This window comes from Aminipila terrae (genome assembly GCF_010120715.1).
Taxonomy (GTDB): Bacteria; Bacillota; Clostridia; order Peptostreptococcales; family Anaerovoracaceae; genus Aminipila; species Aminipila terrae.
In genome coordinates this window covers 3441376-3463076 of record NZ_CP047591.1, presented here as the reverse complement: position 1 = coordinate 3463076, position 21701 = coordinate 3441376, and the positions used below count along the sequence as shown (strand labels likewise).

The window sequence follows — 21701 nt, the reverse complement described above, 5'->3', positions numbered from 1 at the left end:
GTATTTCAATGAAAGTATTGGAATTATTAGATGAGATAGAAGAAATTGTTGATACTAGTACAAGCTTTCCATTAACTGGGAAAATTATGGTTGATGCAGAAGAAATTTTAGAAATAGTTAAAGAGATCAGAGTAGAACTTCCTGATGAGATTCAGCAGGCTCAGTGGATAAAAGATGAGCGCCAGAGAATTCTGGAAGAAGCTAAAAAAGAATATGAGACAGTGATAACAGATGCCAAAAGACAGGCTGAGGTTATGATTGAGAATGATGACATCGTGGTAAAATCCAAGATGAGAGCGGATGAAATCATGCGCATCGCAGAAGAAAACTGCAAGCAGCTTAAATTAAACACATTTGATTACATAGACAGCATCTTATTCAATTTTCAGGATAAAATGGATCAGTTAAATGCAACATATTTTGCTGATATGTTTAATAAGATGGAAAATACATTCCAGAGTGTTAATGCCACTCTTGCTTCAAACAGAAGTGAAATAAAGGATTTGGCTTATAAGACCCAGATGGACAAAGAGGATTAAAAACTAATAACGGATGAGTATAATATCCATGGTAAATTCATAACATTTATCATGGATATTATTAATTTTGCTTTGAAAGCATTAAAATCTAAATTGAGATATATTATTACTGTACTGGCAACTGGATTTGCATGCCTTTTTATGGTACTTTTTCCTGACACAGCACTGTTTTCTGCACAGAAAGGTATCGTAATATGGGCAAACAATATTTTGCCTGCTATGCTGCCATTTTTTATCTGCGCAAATTTTATGAATGGGATTGGCATAACCAGGTATTTAAATCCAAGTTGCTTTGCCTTTTCTATGAGTGCTTTGTCCGGTTATCCTATGGGGGCAAAAGTCATTGGAGATATGGGAAGAAGTGGCTATATACCCAGTATAGAATGCCGCCGGCTGATTAGTTTCTGCAGTACTTCGGGACCGGCTTTTATTGTAGGTGCAGTTGGGGCGTCTATGATTGGCAATAACATCTGTGGTAGTATTATGGCCATGGCGCATTTTGGAGGAGCCCTGTTAAATGGAATTCTGTTTTCAGTATTAATAGAAGCTTTTAGTTCGGATTATAGAAATTATAAACACAAACATAAGCAAAAAAGGGTAAAAGACGGGTTTAACGAAAACTATTTAGAAGCCTTTACCAATTCCATCATTACGTCTTTTAAATCTCTTGGAATCATTCTGGCATATATAGTAATGTTCATGATGATAACAGACATTATACAGTTATCTGGAATTTTAGACAGCATAGAAAATCTGTACTATGTGGGACTTATAAAGGGAATCCTGGAAATGACGGTAGGGTGTTCGGCTATAAGTGGTACCATGACCATTCCTTTAGCCTATAAAACAGTTGGGTGCTGTATTTTGATTTCTTTCGGGGGACTGTCCATCATAGGTCAGTCTATGAGTATGCTGGAAGGAACCAAAGTAAGCTTTTCCTATTTACTGCTGGTTAAAATCTGCCATAGTGTCCTGGCAGGTATGCTGGCATTTTTACTTACCCGAATCATGTTATGAAATAAAATTCAGATTTAGAGTTCCATATAAGGCTTATGCAGCCTGTCTGAGTTGTTATAAAGATTTTTATTTTGCAAAAGGTTATAAAAATCGGAAGCTAAAAGATCATAACTTAGTAATAATTGACAATGGTTTAAGCTTTCCGATTCTTTATTTATATTAGTGACTAATGGGAGCATTACTTTTTTATCATTTTTTATGATTTTTAGTAATTTTGCTCCTTTTTTATTAAACCCTAAGATGTGGGCATAATATTCTTCATTTTTTAATATATGGTTAAAATCATTTTTTGTAAGTTCAATCAGAATATGGGTCAACAATCTGCTGATTCTGGTTGCCGTATAACGTTTGGATTTTAAGGCATCTTCTAACTGGGCAAGGCTGTCTGCAATCCGGATTGATTCCTTTAGCTTGTTTTCAAGACCCTCTCCTACAGAAAAAATTTCTTTTAAATCATCACATGATGTGGTAAGGATTTTTGAGGTTACCATTTTAAAATAAAGTTCATCTGGATTAAATGAAGAAATATTTCCTCGGTTCTTTATTAATAAATTCCAAACTGCATTCGGTACGAAATCTTTTATAACATCTGTTGTGGATCGGTGAAAATCCTCAGAGTCCAAAGCCTTCCTTATGGCAGATGCAGATGCAATATTGCCTGTTAGCTTATTATCATAATAACTTGCAGCATAACGTTTTACTGTAATAGGTATTATGTTGCTATCTGTAAGATAAAGCTGCTTTAAATATTCAATAGCAAGGATATTATTTGGATTAAACAAAAGCTCTGAATATTTTTCCCCGAGGCACTCTTTTATTGCTTCGGACCTGGCTCTTGGATAGGAACATCCTGTACTCAGGTTGTTTTTCAGACTCAATTTAAATTCATGGGTTTCCTGTGAAAGAAAAAGGGCTGCATTTTTCAATAAGGAAAGGTCCCCGGATTCACTGCCAAAAGAAAGGTGAGTAATACATCCCAGCCTGTTTAATATTTCAACAGCCCCCTTTGCAAAGTATTCTGAATTATTGCAGGCAAAGACAAAGGGAAGCTCTATAACCAGATCGATACCGCATTTTACTGCCATTTCTGCTCTTGTCCACTTTGAAGCCACAGCTGCTTCACCTCTTTGAGTAAAGTCACCGCTGATTATGGCAACAACAAAATCGGCCTCAGTCATATCAATGGATTTCTGCAACTGATATAGATGGCCGTTATGAAATGGATTGTATTCTGCTATTATTCCTAAAACCTTCATATTTGTATATTATCACAATTAAATCTAATTATAAATCATTTTATTTGGGCCAATAAAAATGCACTAAAAAATATAATTTCAGCCATTACGATAATAAAAGCCTATTGTAGTATTATGTATATATATTGCAAAAACCCACGAACATACTTGAATAATCGTGTAAAGGGAGTATAATGTTATGAGTTGCTTTTAACAGTTAAAATATTATATATATTACGGAGGAATAAAGATGAAAGTATTAGTAATTAATTGCGGAAGTTCATCATTAAAGTATCAAGTTCTTGATATGACAAATGAAGTTCTTTTATGTAAGGGCCTTGTAGAAAGAATTGGAATGGAAGGTTCAGTAATTACCCATGAGAAAGTTGGTATGGATAAGTTTAAACTTGTAGTACCTATGAATGATCATAAAGATGCTATTGGACATGTTCTTGACGCAGTACAGAATGAGGAACATGGTGTTGTAAAGTCAATGGACGAAATAGGAGCTGTAGGACACAGAGTTGTACATGCAGGTGAAAAATATGCTCATTCAGTACTGATCACTGAAGAAGTAATTAAGGCTCTGGAAGAATGCATCGAATTAGCACCTCTTCATAATCCCCCTAATCTATCCGGTATTGCAGCATGTCAGGCATTAATGCCAAAGACACCAATGGTAGCTGTATTTGATACAGCATTTCATCAGACAATGCCTCCTGAATCATATATTTATGCTATCCCTTATGAATATTATCAGAAGCATGGTATCAGAAGATATGGTTTCCACGGAACAAGCCATAAGTATGTAGCTGAAAGAGCTGCTGACATTATGGGATGCGCTCTTGAAGATCTGAAAATTATTACTTGCCACCTGGGAAACGGTGCATCTGTTTCTGCAATTAAGAGAGGTAAGTGTATTGATACTTCAATGGGATTCACTCCACTTGAAGGACTGGTTATGGGTACTCGTTCAGGAGATATTGACCCTGCTATCGTTACTTATATCAGACAGAAAGAACATCTTGAAGCTGGCGTTGCCAATGAAATATTAAATAAGCAATCTGGTGTATTGGGTATTTCAGGTATATCCAGTGACTTTAGAGATATTGAAGAAGCAGCTGCAGATGGAAATGAAAGAGCACAGCTTGCTTTAAAAGTATTTGCTCACAAAGTTAGATTCTATATCGGTGCTTATATTGCAGAAATGAATGGTGTTGATGCTATCGTATTTACTGCAGGTCTTGGAGAAAATGGCATTGAAATGAGAGATGTAATCTGTCATGAACTTGGAAATCTTGGAATTAAGCTAGACCTTGTAAAGAATAAGGTTAGAGGTAAAGAAGCAATTATCAGCAGAGATGATTCTAAGGTTAAGGTTATTCTGATTCCAACCAATGAAGAACTGATGATTGCCAGAGACACATTCAATATAACAAAGAATATTTAAAATAATTGTTGACAGATTCATCTTATAAAGGTATACTTTAGAAGTTGCATTTATCACAAGTAATTTGTGATGAGATAAATACAAAGAGACACGAGCAAAAGGAGGTGTAGAGAATGGCAGTTCCAAAGAGGAAAACATCTAAAGCAAGAAGAGACAAGAGAAGATCACCAAACATGAAGAAGGCATTACCTGGACTTTCAATTTGTCCTCAGTGCCACGAGCCAAAACTTCCACATAGAGTTTGCCCGAATTGCAATTATTACGATGGTAAGGAAGTTATAGCTTCTGAAGCGTAATAAGTCAACCAAAACAAAATTTTAACACCGGACATGCATCCGGTGTTATTTTTTTATTCTTAAATATTAGTATTGATAAGACCATAGCTTTTTAATTCATTGGATATCTGATACAAAGTTTTGTTTTCAGGATCACATAAAGGCAGCCGATACTCTCTTTCAATCATGCCCATCATATTCAGAGCGGCTTTTACAGGGATAGGGTTGACTTCAGCAAAGAGTGAATCGATAAGTGGTTTCATACGAATCTGCATTTCTCTTGCTTTATTCAGATCTCCCTGAATGTATGCTGCTACCATTTGGTGTGTATCATTAGGAATAATATTGGCAACAGTAGATATTACTCCTGAACCACCCATGGAAAGAAGGGGCACTACCATATCATCGTTACCGGAATATAATGCAAAATCCGATGAGATATATTTTGAAATTTCCACAACTTGTGATATGTTCCCACTGGCTTCTTTGATTCCAATAATATTGGGGTGAGTGCAAAGTTCTGCAACTGTGTCAGGAGATATATTTACGCCGGTACGGCCAGGTACAGAGTAAAGCAGACATGGAATACTTACAGAATCTGCAATTGCCTTATAATGGCTGATTAAACCTTTCTGAGTACATTTGTTATAATAAGGTGTAACCAGTAAAAGGCCATCAGCACCAGCTTTCTCTAGCTGCTGTGACATCCATACTGCATGATTTGTGTCATTACTGCCTGCTCCTGCCAGTACGGGCACCCTGCCATGGGCATGTTCAACAGTGAACCGTACTGTCTGGATATGTTCCTCATCGTTTAAAGTGGATGCCTCACCTGTAGTTCCACAGCTGACGATAGCATCAATTTTTTCATTAATCTGCCAGTTTATAAGTCTGCCTAAGGCATCAAAATCTACAATTCCTTCTTTAAAAGGGGTTACAAGTGCTACTGCAGCACCTGTGAAAAGTGCCATTCTAATCATCCTTTCATTATACCTATATAAAATATAATCTTACTTATTTCAATATATTCAATGTCAATATAAAAGTTTTAAAATATTATAAAAAATGAAGATAATATTTAAAATATATTGAATACAAAAAATATTTGTGATAAAATAACAAAATATCGATAAAAAATAGTGACATTACATAAAAAACATTAATTTATATATATGCATAGGAGAGTAAAAAATGGATAAGAAATTAAAAGTAGGCATTCTTGGTGGAACAGGAATGGTAGGACAGCGTTTTATTTCTCTTTTAGAGAATCATCCCTGGTTTGAAGTGGTAACTATAGCCGCTAGTGAAAGAAGTGCGGGAAGGACATATGAAGAAGCCGTGGGGAATAGATGGAAGATGACCACTCCAATGCCTGAAGCGGTTAAAAAAATTGTAGTGATGAACGTAAGTGAAGTAGAAAAAGTTGCATCTACGGTTGATTTTGTATTTAGTGCTGTTGATATGACCAAAGAAGAAATCAAAGCTATCGAGGAAGCTTATGCTAAAACAGAAACTCCTGTAGTTTCAAATAATAGTGCTCATAGATGGACACCTGATGTACCTATGGTAATTCCTGAAATAAATCCGGACCATTTTGAAGTAATAGAACATCAGAAAAAACGTCTGGGAACGGTAAATGGTTTTATTGCAGTTAAACCAAACTGTTCAATTCAGAGTTATGTTCCTGCACTGACTGCGTGGATGGAGTATGAACCTTATGAAGTGGTTGCTACTACCTATCAGGCTATTTCCGGAGCAGGAAAAACCTTTAAAGAGTGGCCTGAGATGGTAGAAAATATTATCCCTTATATAGGGGTGAAGAAGAAAAAAGTGAGCAGGAACCTCTTCGGGTCTGGGGAGAGGTAAAAAACGGAGTGATTGAAAAAGCAGTTTCCCCGGTTATTACATGTCAGTGCATAAGAGTTCCAGTGCTGGATGGGCACACTGCAGCAGTTTTTGTTAAATTTAGAAAGAAACCGACAAAAGAACAGCTGATTGAAAAAATTAAAAATTACAAGGGGATTCCTCAGGAACTTAACCTGCCAAGTGCTCCAAAACAGTTTATACAATATATGGAGGACGACAACAGGCCACAGGTTAAGGAAGATGTAAATTTTGAAAAGGGTATGGGGTTTCCATCGGACGTATTCGTGAAGATAGTTTGTACGATTTTAAATTTGTGGGGCTATCCCATAACACAGTAAGAGGAGCAGCCGGGGGTGCAGTTCTCTGTGCAGAAACATTAACGGCTAAAGGATATATCAAAGCGAAATAGAGACAATTTATTTAATTGGTTAATTTTGAGAGGGTTTTCTTTGAAAATCCTCTTTTTTTATGTTATAATATACGTTGAGTTTTTATGTTTCACAGCAGAAGTTGTGATACTTTTAATTAGTGAGGTATTAGTATGGCAGAAGAAAAGAAAAAGCCTGGAAGACCACCTGGGTCAAAAAATAAAACATCTGGAGCAGGGAAAGGCACCAAAAACAGTACAGCAAAAAAGACAGCTCAGACCAAAAATGTAACAGGCAGCAGAGTGAAAGACGAGATTTGGGCCATAATAATTATTGCTATTGGTATATTTTTTGTTATTTCTATTCAAACCAAAGCAGCAGGAGAACTTGGCGCAGTAATCAAAAATTTCTTTCTGGGCTGTTTTAGTCAGGTTGCTATAATTTTACCGTATTATTTGATTCTTTATGGTATTTTACTTCTATTAAAAAAGACAACCCACATAAATAAACGGTCTGCAATCCTGCTATTAATAACATTCCTGATGTTTTCCATTATTTACAGCGGAAGATATATTGATGTACAAAAACTATCCTTTGCCCATATTGACTTTTTAGGCTGGTTTAAAGCTGGTATTAAAATGACAAATGGTGGTGCAGTGGGAATGCTTCTAGCATCTGCAGTTATCGTTGCTGTGGGAACTACAGGACTGTATATTTTTGCAACTCTTGTGATTATTGTCTGTATGATGCTTATTATAAATACGCCAATATCACAGTTCGTTGACAATTATAAAATAAAAAAACAAGTGAAAAGAGAAATGGCAGAGCAGGCTGCTGTAGAGGAAGCTGAAGCTGTGGCCGAGAAACAAAAACAACTTGAACTGGACTTAAAGAAAAGTTATACTCCTATAGTTAGTCAGGTTCAGACCAGTGAAAAAAAGAAAAATATTTTAAGCTATATGAAGGATGATAAACTTTTTAAAGGCAAAAAGGAAGAGTCGTCACAGTCTGACAGTCCAGCTGCCCAGGAACCAGAAGTGAAAATCAGTTATGGCTTGGAAGAATCCGTTCCAGTACCTGCAGGATTTGGACTTTCTGACGATATAGTCCTGCCAGCATCTGCACCAGAAGCAGGCATAGCGGCTAAAGCCATTGATTTGGCAGGATTAAAAATTAAAGGTTATGAAGAACCGGCAGCAGAAGTATTACGTGATAATACTGTGGAAACAGAAACTAAGCCGGAAAAAATTCAAAGCGCATCCTCTGCTGAAATTTTAAATAAATCTGAGGTTGAAAATGGGCAGCAAATGCAGATGAAGCTGACCAAGCAGGAGGCAGTAAACGCCAAACTGGATCCATCCGAGCTTAATTTAAATAAGCCTAATGAGGCTATGGTAAATTATGAATTTCCTTCTATTGAGCTTTTAAATAAAAATAAAAATAATAGAAATGATGCAGCACTGACTAACAATTTAAAAGCCAAAGCTGCAAAGCTGGAAAAAACCTTACAGGACTTTAAGGTTGATGCCAAAGTAGTACAGGTTACTCAGGGACCAGCTGTTACCAGATATGAAATTCACCCGAATACTGGAGTAAAAGTCAGCAGTATAGTAAGACTTGCTGATGATATTGCGCTTAATTTAGAGGCTAAGAGCATAAGAATTGAAGCACCTATACCAGGTAAAGCAGCGGTAGGTATTGAAGTAGAAAATGAAAAAATAAATATGGTTACTGTCCGTGAAATTATTGATTCAAAGGAATTTAGCGAATCCAAATCTAAAATTACTTTTGCAGTAGGGAAAGATATTGCAGGAAAAGCTATTGTGGCTGATCTTAAGACCATGCCCCATATGCTTATTGCAGGTTCAACCGGATCTGGTAAAAGTGTGTGCATCAACAGCATCATTGTAAGTATTTTATACAAGGCCAAACCGGATGAGGTTAAGTTTGTGCTTATTGACCCTAAAGTGGTTGAACTTGGGAATTATAATGGTATACCTCATATGCTGATTCCTGTGGTTACAGAACCAAGTAAGGCTGCTGCAGCACTGAACTGGGCTGTAGCTGAAATGACAGACAGATATAAAAAGTTTGCAGAAGAAGGTGTACGGGATCTGGCTGGATTCAATGATCTGGTTAAGGAAAAAGGAGAGCCAGACAGATTTATGCCACAGATTGTTATTATCATTGATGAATTGGCAGATTTGATGATGGCAGCCCCATCCCAGGTTGAAGAATCTATCTGCAGGCTTGCCCAGATGGCCAGAGCCGCTGGTATGCATCTGATTGTTGCTACCCAGAGACCATCCGTTGATATTATTACAGGGTTATTAAGGCTAATATCCCGTCCAGAATAGCTTTTGCAGTATCTTCACAGTTTGACTCAAGGACTATCTTAGACATGGCGGGTGCAGAAAAACTTGTGGGAAAAGGTGATATGCTGTTTAACCCTTTGGGTGCAGGAAAACCTGTCAGGGTACAGGGAAACTTTATTTCTGATTCAGAAGTACATAGTGTTATAGAACATTTAAAAAAGCAGTGCACTGAAACGGAATATGCAAGTGATGTCATATCCAGCATTGAAAAAAATAATACTACAGAAGTAACGGATGATGGAGATGAACTTCTGGCGGATGCCATTGAAACTGTTGTCCGGGCAGAACAGGCTTCCGTATCCATGCTTCAAAGAAGGTTCCGAATAGGTTATAACCGAGCAGCGCGAATTGTAGACATGATGGAGGCCAGAGGCATCATAGGTCCTGCTGATGGCAGCAGACCAAGGCAGGTACTCATGACTTTAGATGAACTTCTGAATATCAGGTCTGAAGGAGAAGAAGCGTTGGAGGATGACGGCGTTCCTGAAGAGATAGTATAACTGGTTCCATAAAAATAATTAGTAAAAGGAAAAAATTTTATATGAAAATTTATTTTGAAACATTAGGCTGTCCCAAAGTAAAAAGATAAATGATTTTAAACCCTAGTGAAATCAATGCTTGTAACAATTCAAAAAAAGAGAACCCACTTTATTTGTGGGTTCTTTTTCTTGAACTTTGTATAATAGGCTGTTTATATACAAATTTATGTGTGATTCCATTTGTAAAGGTTATAGATATTATTTTTCTATGGAGTACCACAATTTCACTAATCATTGTACTAAGGACATTATTTAGTTCTTTAGGACCAACAATACCTACTAACTTACGAAAATCGATATTTTGTCCGTTTAATAGCATATGAGTAATATAAAAAAATTCTACATCTCTCATAAAACTAGAGTTATTTGCTGTCAATTTTCTTTGTTCTACTTTTCTATACTCTCTAATCTTAATGTTTATCTGCTCAATTTCATCTAATATCTTTTGCCTATTAATTAAGTATTCCTTTTCTGGTATTGAATCATCGGAAAATAAGAACAAATTTTGAAGCCTTTCTAAAGCACGCTCTTGCTTCTTTTTATTTTCTTCTAAGTTTTGGTATTCAATTTCATCCGTAGAAAGTTGAATGAGTTTCCCTTTATCAGTAGGATGTAGCATATCCGATGGATTATTTCCAAGTAAGGTCATATAAGTTTCATTTAGACCCTCATCTTCAAGCGCTTTAATATCATTAAAGCAATTACCATTTAAAAGTATATTTTGTAAATCTTCAGGTGTAGATTTATAAGTTACTGATTTTTTAGCCTTTAAGACATTTGCTAAATAGTTAAAAATAAAAGGACCGTGATGAATATCTCCGAAAGTACTGTTACCACAATCATTCGCATGCGAAAAGCTTAAACATATATATACAGATGGTCTATATCCATCAGATCTAGGTCTGTCCAAATGTGGAGTGTATGTTTGTCCACAGATGCCGCATTTAACCAATTTAGAAAAAACATGATTATGTTTTTTAAAGGCATCAGGTGACTCAGCTTTTCGGTTTGAAACAATTCTATTGTTTACTCGTTCGAATTGTTCTTTAGAGATAATTCCTTGGTGATTATCTTCTACAACTATCCACTCAGATTCTTTACGCAGAGGGCCTCCTGGATATGCTCTTAAATTATACCGATAAGTGCCGATATAGAAAGGATTTTTGAGCATGTCGTTGATTACTTTAGGATACCACATATTTGTTCGTCTAGGAGTAATTTTGGACTCCATAAGAGCATTTGCCACTTTACCTGTTGAATGAAGTTCATCATATAGGTTAAATATATGTTGAACAATTTTTGCTTCAGATGGATTTATAGTAGGGAAATCATCCCCCTTATTATAGGAATAGCCTAAAGGAACTTTTGAACCATTCCACAATCCTTTTTCAGCTCTTGACATCATAACACCTTTGACACGTTCAGATGTCAGCTTACGTTCCAATTCTGCAAAAACAAGGATTATTTTCAACATAGCTTCCCCCATGGCTGTAGAAGTATCAAATTGTTCATTTTTGCTTACAAAAGTGACTTCCCATTTTTTCAATTCTTCGTACATAGATGAAAAGTCAAGTAGATTCCTGCTTATACGGTCAATTTTCCATACCATCAAATGAGTAAATTCTTTTTTTCTAATACGTGACATCATTTGTTGATATGCAGGGCGTTCTGTATTTTTCCCTGAATATCCGGCATCCTCAAAAACTTCAAAATCATCAATTCCAAGGGCGTATTTAGCATAGTTTATAAGCTCCTGACGTTGAAAAGGGAGGCTGTCCTTATCTATTTGATAAGTTGTACTCACTCTAATATATAATGCTGCTTTTAAAATTCTATCTTTATTTGACATAAACTTCTCCTTAAGCTACTTTTTTTAAGGCGTATAAATAAGTATAACATATTTAATTATACCTAATAAGATGAAAATAAAGTCAGTAAAAAATACAAATGTAATCAAAATTTTACTTTTTATATTGTTTTTTGTGGTATAATGTAGAAAAAAGTAATTTATATTAGATTAAAAAATTTTTTTTAAAGATTTTTAATATATATTAGTTATTGATAATTGAGCGAGGGATAATATGGCAGATATAAATATCGGGATATTTTGCAGAATGCTCTTGATCAAAAGCAAGTTCATTTCCCAGCAAACATGGAATATGATTATGATATAATAGAAGTTTATAGAAAAGTTAGAAAAAGTGAAGAACCAATTAGTCAAAATGATTTTTATTCTCAAGCCGAGTGCTTTCTAATAAATGGGGTAAAACATCCCAAACTTGATTTACAAAATATAGAATTTTATAGCTGTTCTTTCTTTAAAAATATGAGTGTTTTAAAAAGGGTAATGAAATTGCCACCGCATGATAAACGTATTATAATTGGAGAATTAAATAAAGAAGCAGGCTCTGTAGTTAACGAAGAAGATGATGATCATGTTCAATGTTGGTTGTATAAAAATAGTACTCTTTGGGACAATAATAAATTTAAAAGGGTAGAGTGAGGGGAAAATAGTAATGAAATTTAGAATTAGCGAGCAAATTGAATTAGTAATTGAAAAAGTTTTAGTTCAGTTAGATGTTCCATTAATGCTATCTTGTAGGGATAAAGAGAATAATTTATACATTGCTTTGTGCGTTGAAGAAGAGGAAGAATATACTAGATATTTAGTCGTTAGGTCCTCCAATACTAAACTCGCTCAGATGTTATCAGATAAAATAACTATGAGGGAATTGTTTAGTGACAAGGAATATCCGATTGCTTGGTTTTGTGATTTAAGTGTTGACGGACAGCTTAAAAATGTGGTGTCATATGATGGAAAAATTAAAGACGCATATTTACCATTAGAAAATGAATATTTTGAAAATGAAAATGAAGATTTATTTAAATATGTTGAGAAATTAGAAAATTGTGATTGTGTTTCATTTAATTTTCTAGTTGATTATGAATTTAAAGAGGAACTATATAAAAACTATTATGATCAGATTGCTTCAATAAAAAATTGGGAAAAATATGATACTATATTTAAATTTACAGAAAATATGTATAAAAATGAAATTAGTGAGTTATTTTGTAAACTTGAAGACGAAGAAATCAATAGTTTAATTAGTACGATTAATAAAAATATCAATTTGCATAACAATTGTATTGGAAAATTTGTTAAAAGAACTACGGAATTAACTAAAGTAGCTTATATGGCTTCCTAAATTTGTGAGGTATAATATGAAAAACAGTGATTTTCAATTCAATAATCCACGTTTGACGAACTTTGAATTCAATTTTAATCGAGACGCTGATTTTGATAAATCAAAGGATTTTACTTTAGAAACCAATTTTGATATCAACATTAATAATATTAAAGGAAAAAATAAATCTATTGTTGAGTTGAGTATTTTAGTAACAGAAAAAAATGGTTTTTTTACTATTAAGGCAGAAATAGGATCTTCTTTTAGTTGGAATGATTCAGTAGATTCAACTGTACTTGATGTATTGTTAAAACAGAACGCTCCTGCTTTATTGGTATCATATTTACGGCCTATAATTGTTAATATTACAAATTATTCACCGATTGGTGCCATAGATTTACCGTTTATAGATTTTACTGAAGATGAGTAGTTAAATAAGGAAACTCCTTTCTGGGAGTTTCCTTATTTTGATATGTAGTCTCATAATTGAAGCAAAGCAATTTTTGATTATACAACATTCCAAAAATCTTCTTCATGAACCAGAAGTATATTTTTACCTTCTTTTCTCATCTCTATAGCTTTTTCTACTTTCCTTCCGTAGCAGCAAAAAGCCCAACAAGGATTACCTTCATCACCGACAACAAGGTATTCTGTATCTTTAACTACGTTATTATTAAATTTACCATCATGTGCGATAATAATATCTTTAATTTCATTTCGAGATGCTCTGGAAGATTTCCCAGTGAAACAGAATAAATGTGTAGGTATCTTAACATTAGGATTTTTAGTACAGATACCAACTATATTATATTTGTTATGTAATTCAATCAACTCAGCCTTAATTAAATTATATGATGTGGAACAATCAATAAATTCACCCATATAAGCCTTTAATTGTTCTCTCTCTAATTCTGTTATTACACCATCATCTAAAATGCTTAGAATCAAAGATTTAAGTTCCTCAAAAGGATAAGTGCATTCAAGGAAACTATGATTATCAATCCATTCTTTTAATCCAATAATTTCCTCATCCGTAATAGTATTATCTGCAAGAATTCCATGCATAAGACCATGAAGGTTCTGAATTGATAATGTTACCATATCATAATAAATACCATCATGTTTAAAATTGTTACAAACCCAAATTAAGTCCTTAATTTCTTCTTCATCTATAACCCCATCTGATAGGGCAGCTTTTATCATAGGGATTATTTCGTTAAATGGGATAATCTTTTCAAGAGGGGAGTTAATGCTAATCCAGTTTGCCAGTTCAGCCATCTCATCTTCATTTATGGAGTTGTCTATAGTAATTCCGTCAACAATACCTATAAGGGTAGAAATAGCTTTATCAAGTTCAGATTTTCCTGTAAATTTGCAATAGGAGTTAGAATCAGATTGTTTAATTGCATCCATAACAATTTCCTTTCATAGATAAATAACAATTGAAGATATAAAAAATAAACCGATTTATTTATACAGTAAAACAAACCATTGCTACATATAATTACTAAATCGGTTAAAAACAAAATGTTTTTTTATTCTTTTGATATATTATAGAGTTGTATCATTTGACCAAGAATATAATCTTGATCTTCTTCTTTTAGTCTATAAAAATAATATAGAAGTTTTCTGTATATGTCAGCATTTATTTCTTTATTACTTTTTCTCTCAATTAAAAGATTATAATCATCTGTAATTAAAATAGAGTCATAGTCTACTTTATTATCTGATTCAGGGTCCTCAATTCCATATAAAACACCGTAGGAAACACCTAATTTTTCAGAAAATAGTTTTATTGTTTCAACAGTAGGATTTATTCCCTTTTTCATTTTTTTTACAATATCTGGTTTTAAATTTAAATCTGCAATAAGCCTGTCCATCGTATACCCTTTAGATTCAGAAATCTTTTCTAGATTATCTGCTAATACAAAAGAACTAAAGGGAGTTTCTTCTTCTGGATCATCCATTAATTCTTCCACATCAACTCCAAGAACTTCGGCTATTTTAGGCAAGTGTTTATTATAAGACTTTAATTTACCATTTTGCCATTCATTTATTATATTTCTAGGGAAATCAGCTTGCCTTGCAAATTCAGCATTAGAAAAGCCATTAAGTTTTATTAAATATAAAATTTTTTCTAATGTTCTCATAATAAAATACTCCTAATATAAAAACGACATATTACTAACATTTACTATTGACGTTAGCAAATGTTAGTAATATAATCTTAATTACAAAGGTAAACAACGAACGTAAACACACAGTAATAACACGAAGGGCAATTCATGTTATTGCAAACTATCAAACAAGAAAGCTCCTGGCAGGGAGCCTGAAAACTTTTTTCATGTGAATGATTCTCTCAAATATACTTATGCGTTTATTTTTTACCTTTGCCTTTTAATTTTTATTATAACCAAAACAAATACAAATGTAAACAGAAAGGAGGGCTTAGTTTGGCAATGATTGGGAAATATACGCCTTTATGGGGCAAACAAATTTTGAAAGATATGATTGATTTAGATTTAACCATGCATGAGCTTGCGACAGATTTAGGCGTATCCAGACCATATCTTTCAAATATTATCCACGGTAAAATCATCCGGCCTGAAATGCAAGATGAAATATGCACATATATTTCTAAGTTAAATAAAATGCACCATAAGCAGTGCAAAATTGTTTAATTAATTAAAGTTTACCATAATAACATTTTTTTAATAGTTCGTAAAAGTACATAATTTTTCGGATTTAATTAGTAAAAATACATATTTTTCAGGAGGAAAATAATGGATTACAGAAATATTTATCAGATTGCAAGAGAGAGCAGTGGATTTACTCAGGAAAAGGCTGCTGAATTGCTTAATATATCTGTGGAAAGTTTAAGGGCGTACGAAGGAGACAGAAGGGTTCCACCAGATAAAACTGTTATCCGAATGATTGAATTGTATAACACACAGTATTTAGCATATCAACATCTTAAGACAAATGCTGAGGTAGGTAAGGCTTATTTACCAGACATAGAATTAAAAGATTTACCAACAGCAATGTTACGTCTACAAAAAGAAGTGACGGATTTTATTAAGTGTAAAGATGAACTTATTGATATTACATGTGATGGAATTATTGACAATCAGGAAATGCCAAGATTTAAGGAAATTTTAAAAGAGCTTGATGATATTACAGCTGCAATTTATTCATTGAAGTTTGCAAAGCCGTTAAATGATAGGAGGGAGATTCGGTGACTGACACAGAAAGGTTGGCTTTTATGATGAAATGCTTAAAAGAAGATTTCGGAATTTCGTCTCAAGAACAATTCTATGAAGAGTTTAATAAGATGAAGCCCATTGATATATCAGTTTTTACTGCTCCTATTAACGATATATCGAAGAAAGAGATTATATCATGAAGATGATGGTAAAAAAATAATCGGCTCACCGAAGCAAACCGACTATAAAGATTTACTAAAATGTAAACCTAAATCGCAAGTACAGTGTACTATGTTTTGCATTTAATGTCAATGTAGGAGGTTATCAATGGAAAAAATAGGCGGTGAAATAATTGCAACGGTTGAACAAGCATTACAAATTGAACTTTATGCTTGCCAGAAAGATTATATCCTTAATGGATATTTACCTTGCACGAATGAAAAATGCACAGGAAAAACAACTGCATATTGTATCAAGCTGCTTTTAACGGAAGGTGAACCTATTAAAATGTGGAGCTTTGAAGCTACGACAAATTATATTGATGTGTCTAGCAGCGGAGTAAATTATAAAGATTGGTTTAGACGGTATCTTGCAAGCATCTATAAAAAGTTTATGGATGCAGGTATTGAAACAAGAAAGGTAGAGTTTTATCAAGACCAAAGTTCACAAGACTTTTTCCTAAACCATATTTAAGTTGGAGGGATGTTTAAATGCAAACAATTTCAATTATAAGTTTAAAAGGTGGGGTAGCCAAGACCACCACTGCCATTAATACAGCGTATTTATTGGCAACGATACATAATAAAAAGGTTTTGGTAATAGACAACGACAAACAGGGTAATGCATCAAAGGCATTTAATGTTTATGATCCGGAGGATTCATACAATGTGGCAAAGCTGTTACTTGAAAGGAACCTAGATATTGGACAGGTAATAAAGCCCACTGATTATAAAAATATAGATATTATTTCTGCCAATATGGATTTACTGGATGCCAACTTAAGAACAACTATTGACACCAGTAGGCAGCAGCAGACCAGATTTAAGAAAGCTCTTACTGCTGTAGCGGATAAATATGATTTTTGTATCATAGATAATGCTCCAGATATTAATATGAGCATCATGAACGCTCTTACAACGTCAAACTATGTCATTGTGCCGATTATTATAGACCAATATTCATTCGATGGGTTAGACATTCTAAAAGAGCAGATAGAGAACATAAGAGAAGATTTTAACCCTAGTTTGAATTTCTTAGGCTGCTTGATTACGCAGTACCAGAACAATGAGGTTAACAATCAGGGAATTGAATATTTACGCAATATGGGTTTCTCGGTATTTAAACAGAGTGTTCGAAAGACCGTTGCAAAGGTAAATGAGTCCACTTTTGCTAAAATGCCGATTTCTAAGTATTCTTCAAGATGCGGAGCTGCACAAGATTATAAAAAATTTGTAGATGAATTTTTAAAGCTTATTTCTCCCTCTGAAAATGTACCCAATTTGGGTACAAAATAGCAGGTGATCATATGGCTTTTGATATGAATAAATTTCTAAATGATGAAAGCAGAAAAGAGATAAAGAACGATTTTAAGACTGTAAAAATCAGTGTGCATAAGTTAAGACCTGCACCTGATAAAGAAAATTTCTATCATTTAGATGATGCAGAAATTGAAAATACTGCAAGGTCTATTGAACTTGTAGGGCTACAACAAAATACGGTTGTCAAACCTATAGCCGGAACAGATGAATATGAAGTTATAGCAGGGCACAAGCGAAGATGTGCGGTGCTTAAGCTTGTATCTGAGGGTAAAACAGAATATGAAATGATGCCTTGCAAAGTAGAAGAATCTGGTGACAATATCCGCAATGAACTCATTTTGCTTTTTACAAATTCCACCCAACGTGACAGAACTGACTATGAAAAAATGCTAGAAATGAAAAGGGTCCGTGAACTTTTGACGGAGTATCAAAAAGATAAAAAACTACCCGGTAAAAAGCAGGATATAATAGCCTCTTTGTTAAATACGAATAAAACTAAAGTGGGTACTCTTTCAAACATTGAAAAAAATCTGAACGAAAATTTTATGGAAGAGTATGCAGCAGGGAATATAAGTACTTCAACAGCCAATAAGGTTGCAGGGCTTGACGATAAGAAGCAGAACGCCTTATACGAAAGTTATAAACAGACAGGTGAGCTTACAGCTAATGCCGTTGAGGATATGGAAGAAATTAAAGAGCCTGATTGTATAGTAGAGGAAGAGTTGGAAGGCCAAATGGATATTAAAGACTTTCCTGAGTGCTTGCCTAAAGCTGCTAATAATGAAGTACTGCAAGATAACTCTCCGGCTGAACCCAATAAGCCTGAATCAGATGATTACACAGAACAGGTTAATGAGGTCTTTGCAAAAGACACTTTAAAAAAATTAATTAAGCTGTGCAGATTTATAACTGAGGCCGAGGCTTTAGAATTAGAAACTTTAGCAGCTAAATGTGAAGAAAGAGCAGGTAAAGAAAATGAATAGTGTGGTTCTTATTGGGAGGCTTACTCGTGATCCCGAAGTGAGATATACCCCTAGTACACAAATGGCAGTTGCTACTTTTACATTAGCGATTGATAGACCTACTGGCCAGGGAAAAGAAAAGCAGACTGACTTTCCAAGGATAACCGTGTTTGGTAAAATGGCTGAAAATTGTGAGAGATTTCTTAAAAAAGGCAGACTCGTAGGTGTTCAGGGGAGAATCCAGACAGGCAGCTACAAAAATAAAGAGGGACAGACTGTATATACTACGGATGTTGTGGCTAATAACGTGGAATTTCTTGAATGGGGAGATAATAAGCAAAGTACCGCAAGTATGGAGGGTATACCAGAGGGTTTCAGCGAAAATGATGGTGATATTCCATTTTAGGAGGTAGTACATATGATTAATAGTCCGTGCAAGGGCTGTACTGACAGATATGTTGGGTGCCATGGCAAATGTGCAGAATATATATCATTTGCAACTGCTAATACAGAACGGAGAGAACTTATTAAAAAACAGGTATTTGTGGACTGTTGCTGTGAAAAGGTTAGAAAAGATAGTGTTACAAGGGCTTACAGAGGATTGAAGTAATAAGGAAGTTGAAATTGAGAGGTATGCAATATGAAAGATAAGGATATAAAGAGTTTTACAGTAGAATATGAGGACGGAGAAAAGAAAAGCTTTGAAAAGGGATTTATGGTAGAGATAAGGGAAAATGTGGGCGCAGAAGATGCTACTGTAACATTCAATATGTGTGGGATTGGGGGACAGGACTTGTATCTTATAATTAGCTCTGTAATTCAATTTGGAAATCAAATTGGATTTTTCGATAAAATTTAGGATTAACCTGTAAAAGAAGAGAGGAATGTTATGAAAAAAGTAAAAATATTAATGGGCGAATTTTCGGGTTGCGAGTTTGAAGGCTATCGATATTATTGCGACTATCTACATACTGGAAATAGTCCAGATTTATATATTATAAAAACCCCAGAAGGAGAAATGACAGTTACTTCTGACAAAATTGATATATCACACTATGAGGCACAATTATTAGACGAAGAATTAACAAGATTAGGTGCTAAGGTGGGAGATACAGTTAAAATTATTCGTTCTGGAGGTGGTTATTTTAAAAACAGTTGGGATAGTAAAATACCACATAAAATTACAAGAATAACGCCAAGCGGATACGTTCAGTTTGACGATGGCATGGGGGAAATGTTTAGACCTGATGTCGAAGTGATTTAGAACGATTAACTATAAAACTTTATAAATATTTGGAGGTGGTAAAATTGGCACGCCCTATCAAAGATGGAATTGATTATTTTTCACTTGATGTGGGTTCTTTGCAAGATAAAAAGGTAAAGCTTATAAGGGGAGAATTTGGAGCCAAAGGAGTTTTAGTATTACTTAATTTATGGTGTGCTTGCTATGGCGAAAATGGATATTACAAAGAATGGGATAATGACGATTGCATTTTGATGGTAGACACTGTTGCTTGTGGTTGTACCCCATCTTTCATAGATGAAGTTGTAAAAGGGTGTATTAGACGTTCAATCTTTGATGAAGGGGTGTTTAATGCGTTCGGGATACTGACTTCTCGTGGAATACAAAGACGATACTTAAGGGCTGTCTCCAACCGTGATAGTATCGAAATGATAGCGGAATACTGGCTGCTTGACATCAATAATCCAAAAGATGTCCCAGCAAGTATTTCTAAAAAGCTTACCTTTAAAAATATAACTTTGCAAAATAACCTCATTTCTTTGCAAAATAACCCAGTTAATTTACAAAGAAACTACACAAAGGAAAGGAAAGGAAAGGAAAGTAAAGAAAAGGAAAGTGAGGAGAGCCTCACAATTCCACACTCCACTCTTTTAGGTTCCTTTGCCAATGTGGAATTATCTGAAACAGAATTAAACGAACTATCAGTTACATTTGAAAATTATAATGATCTGATTAATAAGGTATCTGAATACTTAAAGAATGCAACTAGATTATATCAGAGCCATTATGCTCTAATATGTAAAATTGCAAGAGAGGATAAATGGCCTAAAAAGAGAAAAGTTGTTGGCGAGATAGAATCAAAGCCGATAGAGTCAGTTCCAATGCCGGAAGAATTAAAGAAAAAGATGGGCCTATATTATAAAAGTTTGGAGGTGGAAAAATGAAGAATGACAATGTCCGTGATTATATCACAGCAGCTTTTAGGTTCTATGCCAGTGTAGGCGGTTATGAAAAGTACAAAAGAAAACTTGGAGCACGGATTATGGAACGCTTAGAAAAATCTGAGAGTTGCAGTACTGATGTTTCCAAACCTACAGAAGCGCAAATAGTTAAAGTAGAAGAGCAGATGGAGGCATATAAGGCAGATTTGTTAGACCTTTACGCTGTTGAAAATACTAAAAAAAGAATTGAGCAGAGTGATTTGAGTTATAGGGATTTAATTTGGCAGGTAATAGAAATGGTTTATATGTTTGAGCCGGATAAACCCATAGAACGAAATGACATTACTAACAGAGTGATTAAATGCTGTGCTGAATTAAGCATTTCCACTGCTAGTGCCTACAGGTATTTAGCAACAGCAAGGCACATGTACGCAAAAGAAAGAGGGCTGCGGATTGACAATAATAAGCTAAGAGCCAAGTTCTACAAAGATGAAAGGGAAATTGTATAAATTCCAGTAGGAGGTATGTAATTTGAACGATAGACAACAGTTAGGGTTTATGGAGGATGGATATGTTTTATGAAGCAATATTAAAGACTGGAAATAAAACATCAGAGCAACTTAGAGAAAAGGCTTTACAAGAAAGTTGGATAGGAGAATTAACCAACAAAGACGTTAAAGAAATGATGGAATATTATAACACACTGGACGGACTGAAAGTAATTGTTGGAGAAGCTGTTTTCGGAGAAGGTTATACGCTTATCGCATGGGGTGATGAAGCAGACGAAAAGATAAAAGAAGCCTTTTACCTTATGGAACAGGATGGGTACTTTGGTGCCTATATAGACGATAGAGAAAGATTTGAGCGAGATTGGGAGTCAAAAGATTACGATAATAATGCAGGTATGAATTTTGACAAGGATGACGTTGAAATCATTAGCGCACTTGGTAAAAAGGATAGTTAGA

At 34.5% G+C, this 21701-nt stretch carries 28 protein-coding genes and 1 pseudogene; 24 read left to right on the top strand and 5 right to left on the bottom strand.

Annotated features, from left to right (window positions below; genetic code table 11):
* Positions 1-8: 8 nt before the first annotated feature.
* The gene (locus tag Ami3637_RS16840; protein WP_162363583.1) at positions 9-539 is read left to right on the top strand and encodes an ATPase; all 531 of its coding nucleotides are present in this window, start codon (positions 9-11) and stop codon (positions 537-539) included.
* A 51-nt stretch (positions 540-590) separates the two neighbouring features.
* Positions 591-1556, top strand: a complete 966-nt coding sequence (locus tag Ami3637_RS16835) for a hypothetical protein (protein ID WP_162363582.1) — start codon at positions 591-593, stop codon at positions 1554-1556.
* Between the two features lie 14 nt (positions 1557-1570).
* On the opposite strand, the gene Ami3637_RS16830 is transcribed toward Ami3637_RS16835, so the two are convergent.
* On the bottom strand, positions 1571-2812 hold the full coding sequence (locus tag Ami3637_RS16830) for a nucleotidyltransferase (protein WP_162363581.1): 1242 nt from the start codon (positions 2810-2812) through the stop codon (positions 1571-1573).
* Between the two features lie 229 nt (positions 2813-3041).
* Here Ami3637_RS16830 and Ami3637_RS16825 point away from each other — a divergent pair, with 229 nt between their 5' ends.
* Together Ami3637_RS16825 and rpmF are read left to right on the top strand one after the other, a co-directional pair.
* Complete coding sequence (locus Ami3637_RS16825) at positions 3042-4241, top strand: acetate/propionate family kinase (protein ID WP_162363580.1); 1200 nt, start codon at positions 3042-3044, stop codon at positions 4239-4241.
* A 113-nt stretch (positions 4242-4354) separates the two neighbouring features.
* Positions 4355-4537, top strand: a complete 183-nt coding sequence (rpmF, locus tag Ami3637_RS16820; RefSeq protein WP_162363579.1) for a 50S ribosomal protein L32 — start codon at positions 4355-4357, stop codon at positions 4535-4537.
* 59 nt (positions 4538-4596) lie between these two features.
* On the opposite strand, the gene dapA is transcribed toward rpmF, so the two are convergent.
* A complete protein-coding gene (gene dapA / locus Ami3637_RS16815) occupies positions 4597-5487 on the bottom strand; it encodes a 4-hydroxy-tetrahydrodipicolinate synthase (RefSeq protein WP_162363578.1) in 891 nt (296 codons plus the stop codon).
* A gap of 220 nt (positions 5488-5707) precedes the next feature.
* Between dapA and Ami3637_RS19280 the strand changes: the two genes are divergently transcribed.
* The 4 genes and pseudogenes from Ami3637_RS19280 to Ami3637_RS18850 all read left to right on the top strand — a co-directional run bounded on the left by Ami3637_RS19280 (position 5708) and on the right by Ami3637_RS18850 (position 9625).
* Positions 5708-6382 carry an aspartate-semialdehyde dehydrogenase gene (locus Ami3637_RS19280; protein ID WP_330586726.1) on the top strand — a complete coding sequence of 225 codons (675 nt, stop codon included), beginning with the start codon at positions 5708-5710 and terminating at the stop codon, positions 6380-6382.
* Positions 6379-6720 (top strand): annotated as a pseudogene (locus Ami3637_RS19275) (Asd/ArgC dimerization domain-containing protein); the annotation flags it as partial. The gene Ami3637_RS19280 and the pseudogene Ami3637_RS19275, both read left to right, overlap by 4 nt.
* 203 nt (positions 6721-6923) lie before the next feature.
* Positions 6924-9107: a DNA translocase FtsK gene (locus Ami3637_RS18855; RefSeq protein ID WP_330586725.1), complete on the top strand. Its 2184-nt coding sequence runs from the start codon at positions 6924-6926 to the stop codon at positions 9105-9107.
* Positions 9108-9172: 65 nt separating this feature from the next.
* A complete protein-coding gene (locus tag Ami3637_RS18850) occupies positions 9173-9625 on the top strand; it encodes a DNA translocase FtsK (protein ID WP_330586724.1) in 453 nt (150 codons plus the stop codon).
* Between the two features lie 148 nt (positions 9626-9773).
* Here Ami3637_RS18850 and Ami3637_RS16800 read toward each other — a convergent pair whose 3' ends face one another.
* Complete coding sequence (locus Ami3637_RS16800; protein WP_243158057.1) at positions 9774-11513, bottom strand: recombinase family protein; 1740 nt, start codon at positions 11511-11513, stop codon at positions 9774-9776.
* 258 nt (positions 11514-11771) lie between these two features.
* On the opposite strand from Ami3637_RS16800, the gene Ami3637_RS16795 reads away from it, so the two are divergent.
* From Ami3637_RS16795 to Ami3637_RS16785, 3 genes are read left to right on the top strand one after another with little or no spacing between them, the layout of a single operon-like run.
* Positions 11772-12167 (top strand): hypothetical protein, encoded by a 396-nt coding sequence (locus Ami3637_RS16795; RefSeq protein WP_162363577.1) that lies wholly within the window; start codon positions 11772-11774, stop codon positions 12165-12167.
* A 13-nt stretch (positions 12168-12180) separates the two neighbouring features.
* Entirely contained in the window at positions 12181-12870 is a 690-nt protein-coding gene (locus tag Ami3637_RS16790; RefSeq protein ID WP_162363576.1) for a hypothetical protein, read from the top strand.
* 16 nt (positions 12871-12886) lie between these two features.
* Positions 12887-13279: a protein-export chaperone SecB gene (locus Ami3637_RS16785; protein ID WP_162363575.1), complete on the top strand. Its 393-nt coding sequence runs from the start codon at positions 12887-12889 to the stop codon at positions 13277-13279.
* 77 nt (positions 13280-13356) lie between these two features.
* Here Ami3637_RS16785 and Ami3637_RS16780 read toward each other — a convergent pair whose 3' ends face one another.
* On the bottom strand, positions 13357-14262 hold the full coding sequence (locus Ami3637_RS16780) for a BRCT domain-containing protein (protein ID WP_162363574.1): 906 nt from the start codon (positions 14260-14262) through the stop codon (positions 13357-13359).
* Positions 14263-14384: 122 nt separating this feature from the next.
* Complete coding sequence (locus tag Ami3637_RS16775) at positions 14385-14999, bottom strand: helix-turn-helix domain-containing protein (RefSeq protein WP_162363573.1); 615 nt, start codon at positions 14997-14999, stop codon at positions 14385-14387.
* A gap of 309 nt (positions 15000-15308) precedes the next feature.
* Here Ami3637_RS16775 and Ami3637_RS16770 point away from each other — a divergent pair, with 309 nt between their 5' ends.
* The 13 genes from Ami3637_RS16770 (at position 15309) to Ami3637_RS16710 (ending at position 21700) form a co-directional block, all read left to right on the top strand.
* A complete protein-coding gene (locus Ami3637_RS16770) occupies positions 15309-15530 on the top strand; it encodes a helix-turn-helix domain-containing protein (protein WP_243158192.1) in 222 nt (73 codons plus the stop codon).
* 102 nt (positions 15531-15632) lie between these two features.
* A complete protein-coding gene (locus tag Ami3637_RS16765; RefSeq protein ID WP_162363571.1) occupies positions 15633-16088 on the top strand; it encodes a helix-turn-helix domain-containing protein in 456 nt (151 codons plus the stop codon).
* Positions 16085-16252, top strand: coding sequence for a hypothetical protein (locus Ami3637_RS16760; RefSeq protein WP_162363570.1), 168 nt, complete (start codon positions 16085-16087; stop codon positions 16250-16252). The genes Ami3637_RS16765 and Ami3637_RS16760 overlap by 4 nt, the downstream gene beginning before the upstream one ends.
* 127 nt (positions 16253-16379) lie before the next feature.
* On the top strand, positions 16380-16745 hold the full coding sequence (locus tag Ami3637_RS16755; RefSeq protein WP_162363569.1) for a hypothetical protein: 366 nt from the start codon (positions 16380-16382) through the stop codon (positions 16743-16745).
* Positions 16746-16762: 17 nt separating this feature from the next.
* Positions 16763-17566, top strand: a complete 804-nt coding sequence (locus Ami3637_RS16750; RefSeq protein WP_162363568.1) for a ParA family protein — start codon at positions 16763-16765, stop codon at positions 17564-17566.
* Between the two features lie 23 nt (positions 17567-17589).
* Positions 17590-18573 carry a ParB/RepB/Spo0J family partition protein gene (locus tag Ami3637_RS16745; RefSeq protein ID WP_162363567.1) on the top strand — a complete coding sequence of 328 codons (984 nt, stop codon included), beginning with the start codon at positions 17590-17592 and terminating at the stop codon, positions 18571-18573.
* Positions 18566-18958, top strand: coding sequence for a single-stranded DNA-binding protein (locus Ami3637_RS16740; protein WP_162363566.1), 393 nt, complete (start codon positions 18566-18568; stop codon positions 18956-18958). Before Ami3637_RS16745 ends, Ami3637_RS16740 begins: the two co-directional genes overlap by 8 nt.
* A 12-nt stretch (positions 18959-18970) precedes the next feature.
* On the top strand, positions 18971-19162 hold the full coding sequence (locus tag Ami3637_RS16735; protein ID WP_162363565.1) for a hypothetical protein: 192 nt from the start codon (positions 18971-18973) through the stop codon (positions 19160-19162).
* A 30-nt stretch (positions 19163-19192) separates the two neighbouring features.
* On the top strand, positions 19193-19411 hold the full coding sequence (locus tag Ami3637_RS16730) for a hypothetical protein (protein WP_162363564.1): 219 nt from the start codon (positions 19193-19195) through the stop codon (positions 19409-19411).
* A 30-nt stretch (positions 19412-19441) separates the two neighbouring features.
* The gene (locus tag Ami3637_RS16725) at positions 19442-19816 is read left to right on the top strand and encodes a hypothetical protein (protein WP_162363563.1); all 375 of its coding nucleotides are present in this window, start codon (positions 19442-19444) and stop codon (positions 19814-19816) included.
* A 35-nt stretch (positions 19817-19851) separates the two neighbouring features.
* Positions 19852-20739 carry a DUF4373 domain-containing protein gene (locus tag Ami3637_RS16720; RefSeq protein ID WP_330586722.1) on the top strand — a complete coding sequence of 296 codons (888 nt, stop codon included), beginning with the start codon at positions 19852-19854 and terminating at the stop codon, positions 20737-20739.
* On the top strand, positions 20736-21245 hold the full coding sequence (locus Ami3637_RS16715; RefSeq protein WP_162363561.1) for a hypothetical protein: 510 nt from the start codon (positions 20736-20738) through the stop codon (positions 21243-21245). The genes Ami3637_RS16720 and Ami3637_RS16715 overlap by 4 nt, the downstream gene beginning before the upstream one ends.
* A 62-nt stretch (positions 21246-21307) precedes the next feature.
* Positions 21308-21700 carry a hypothetical protein gene (locus tag Ami3637_RS16710; protein ID WP_162363560.1) on the top strand — a complete coding sequence of 131 codons (393 nt, stop codon included), beginning with the start codon at positions 21308-21310 and terminating at the stop codon, positions 21698-21700.
* Position 21701 lies beyond the last annotated feature (1 nt).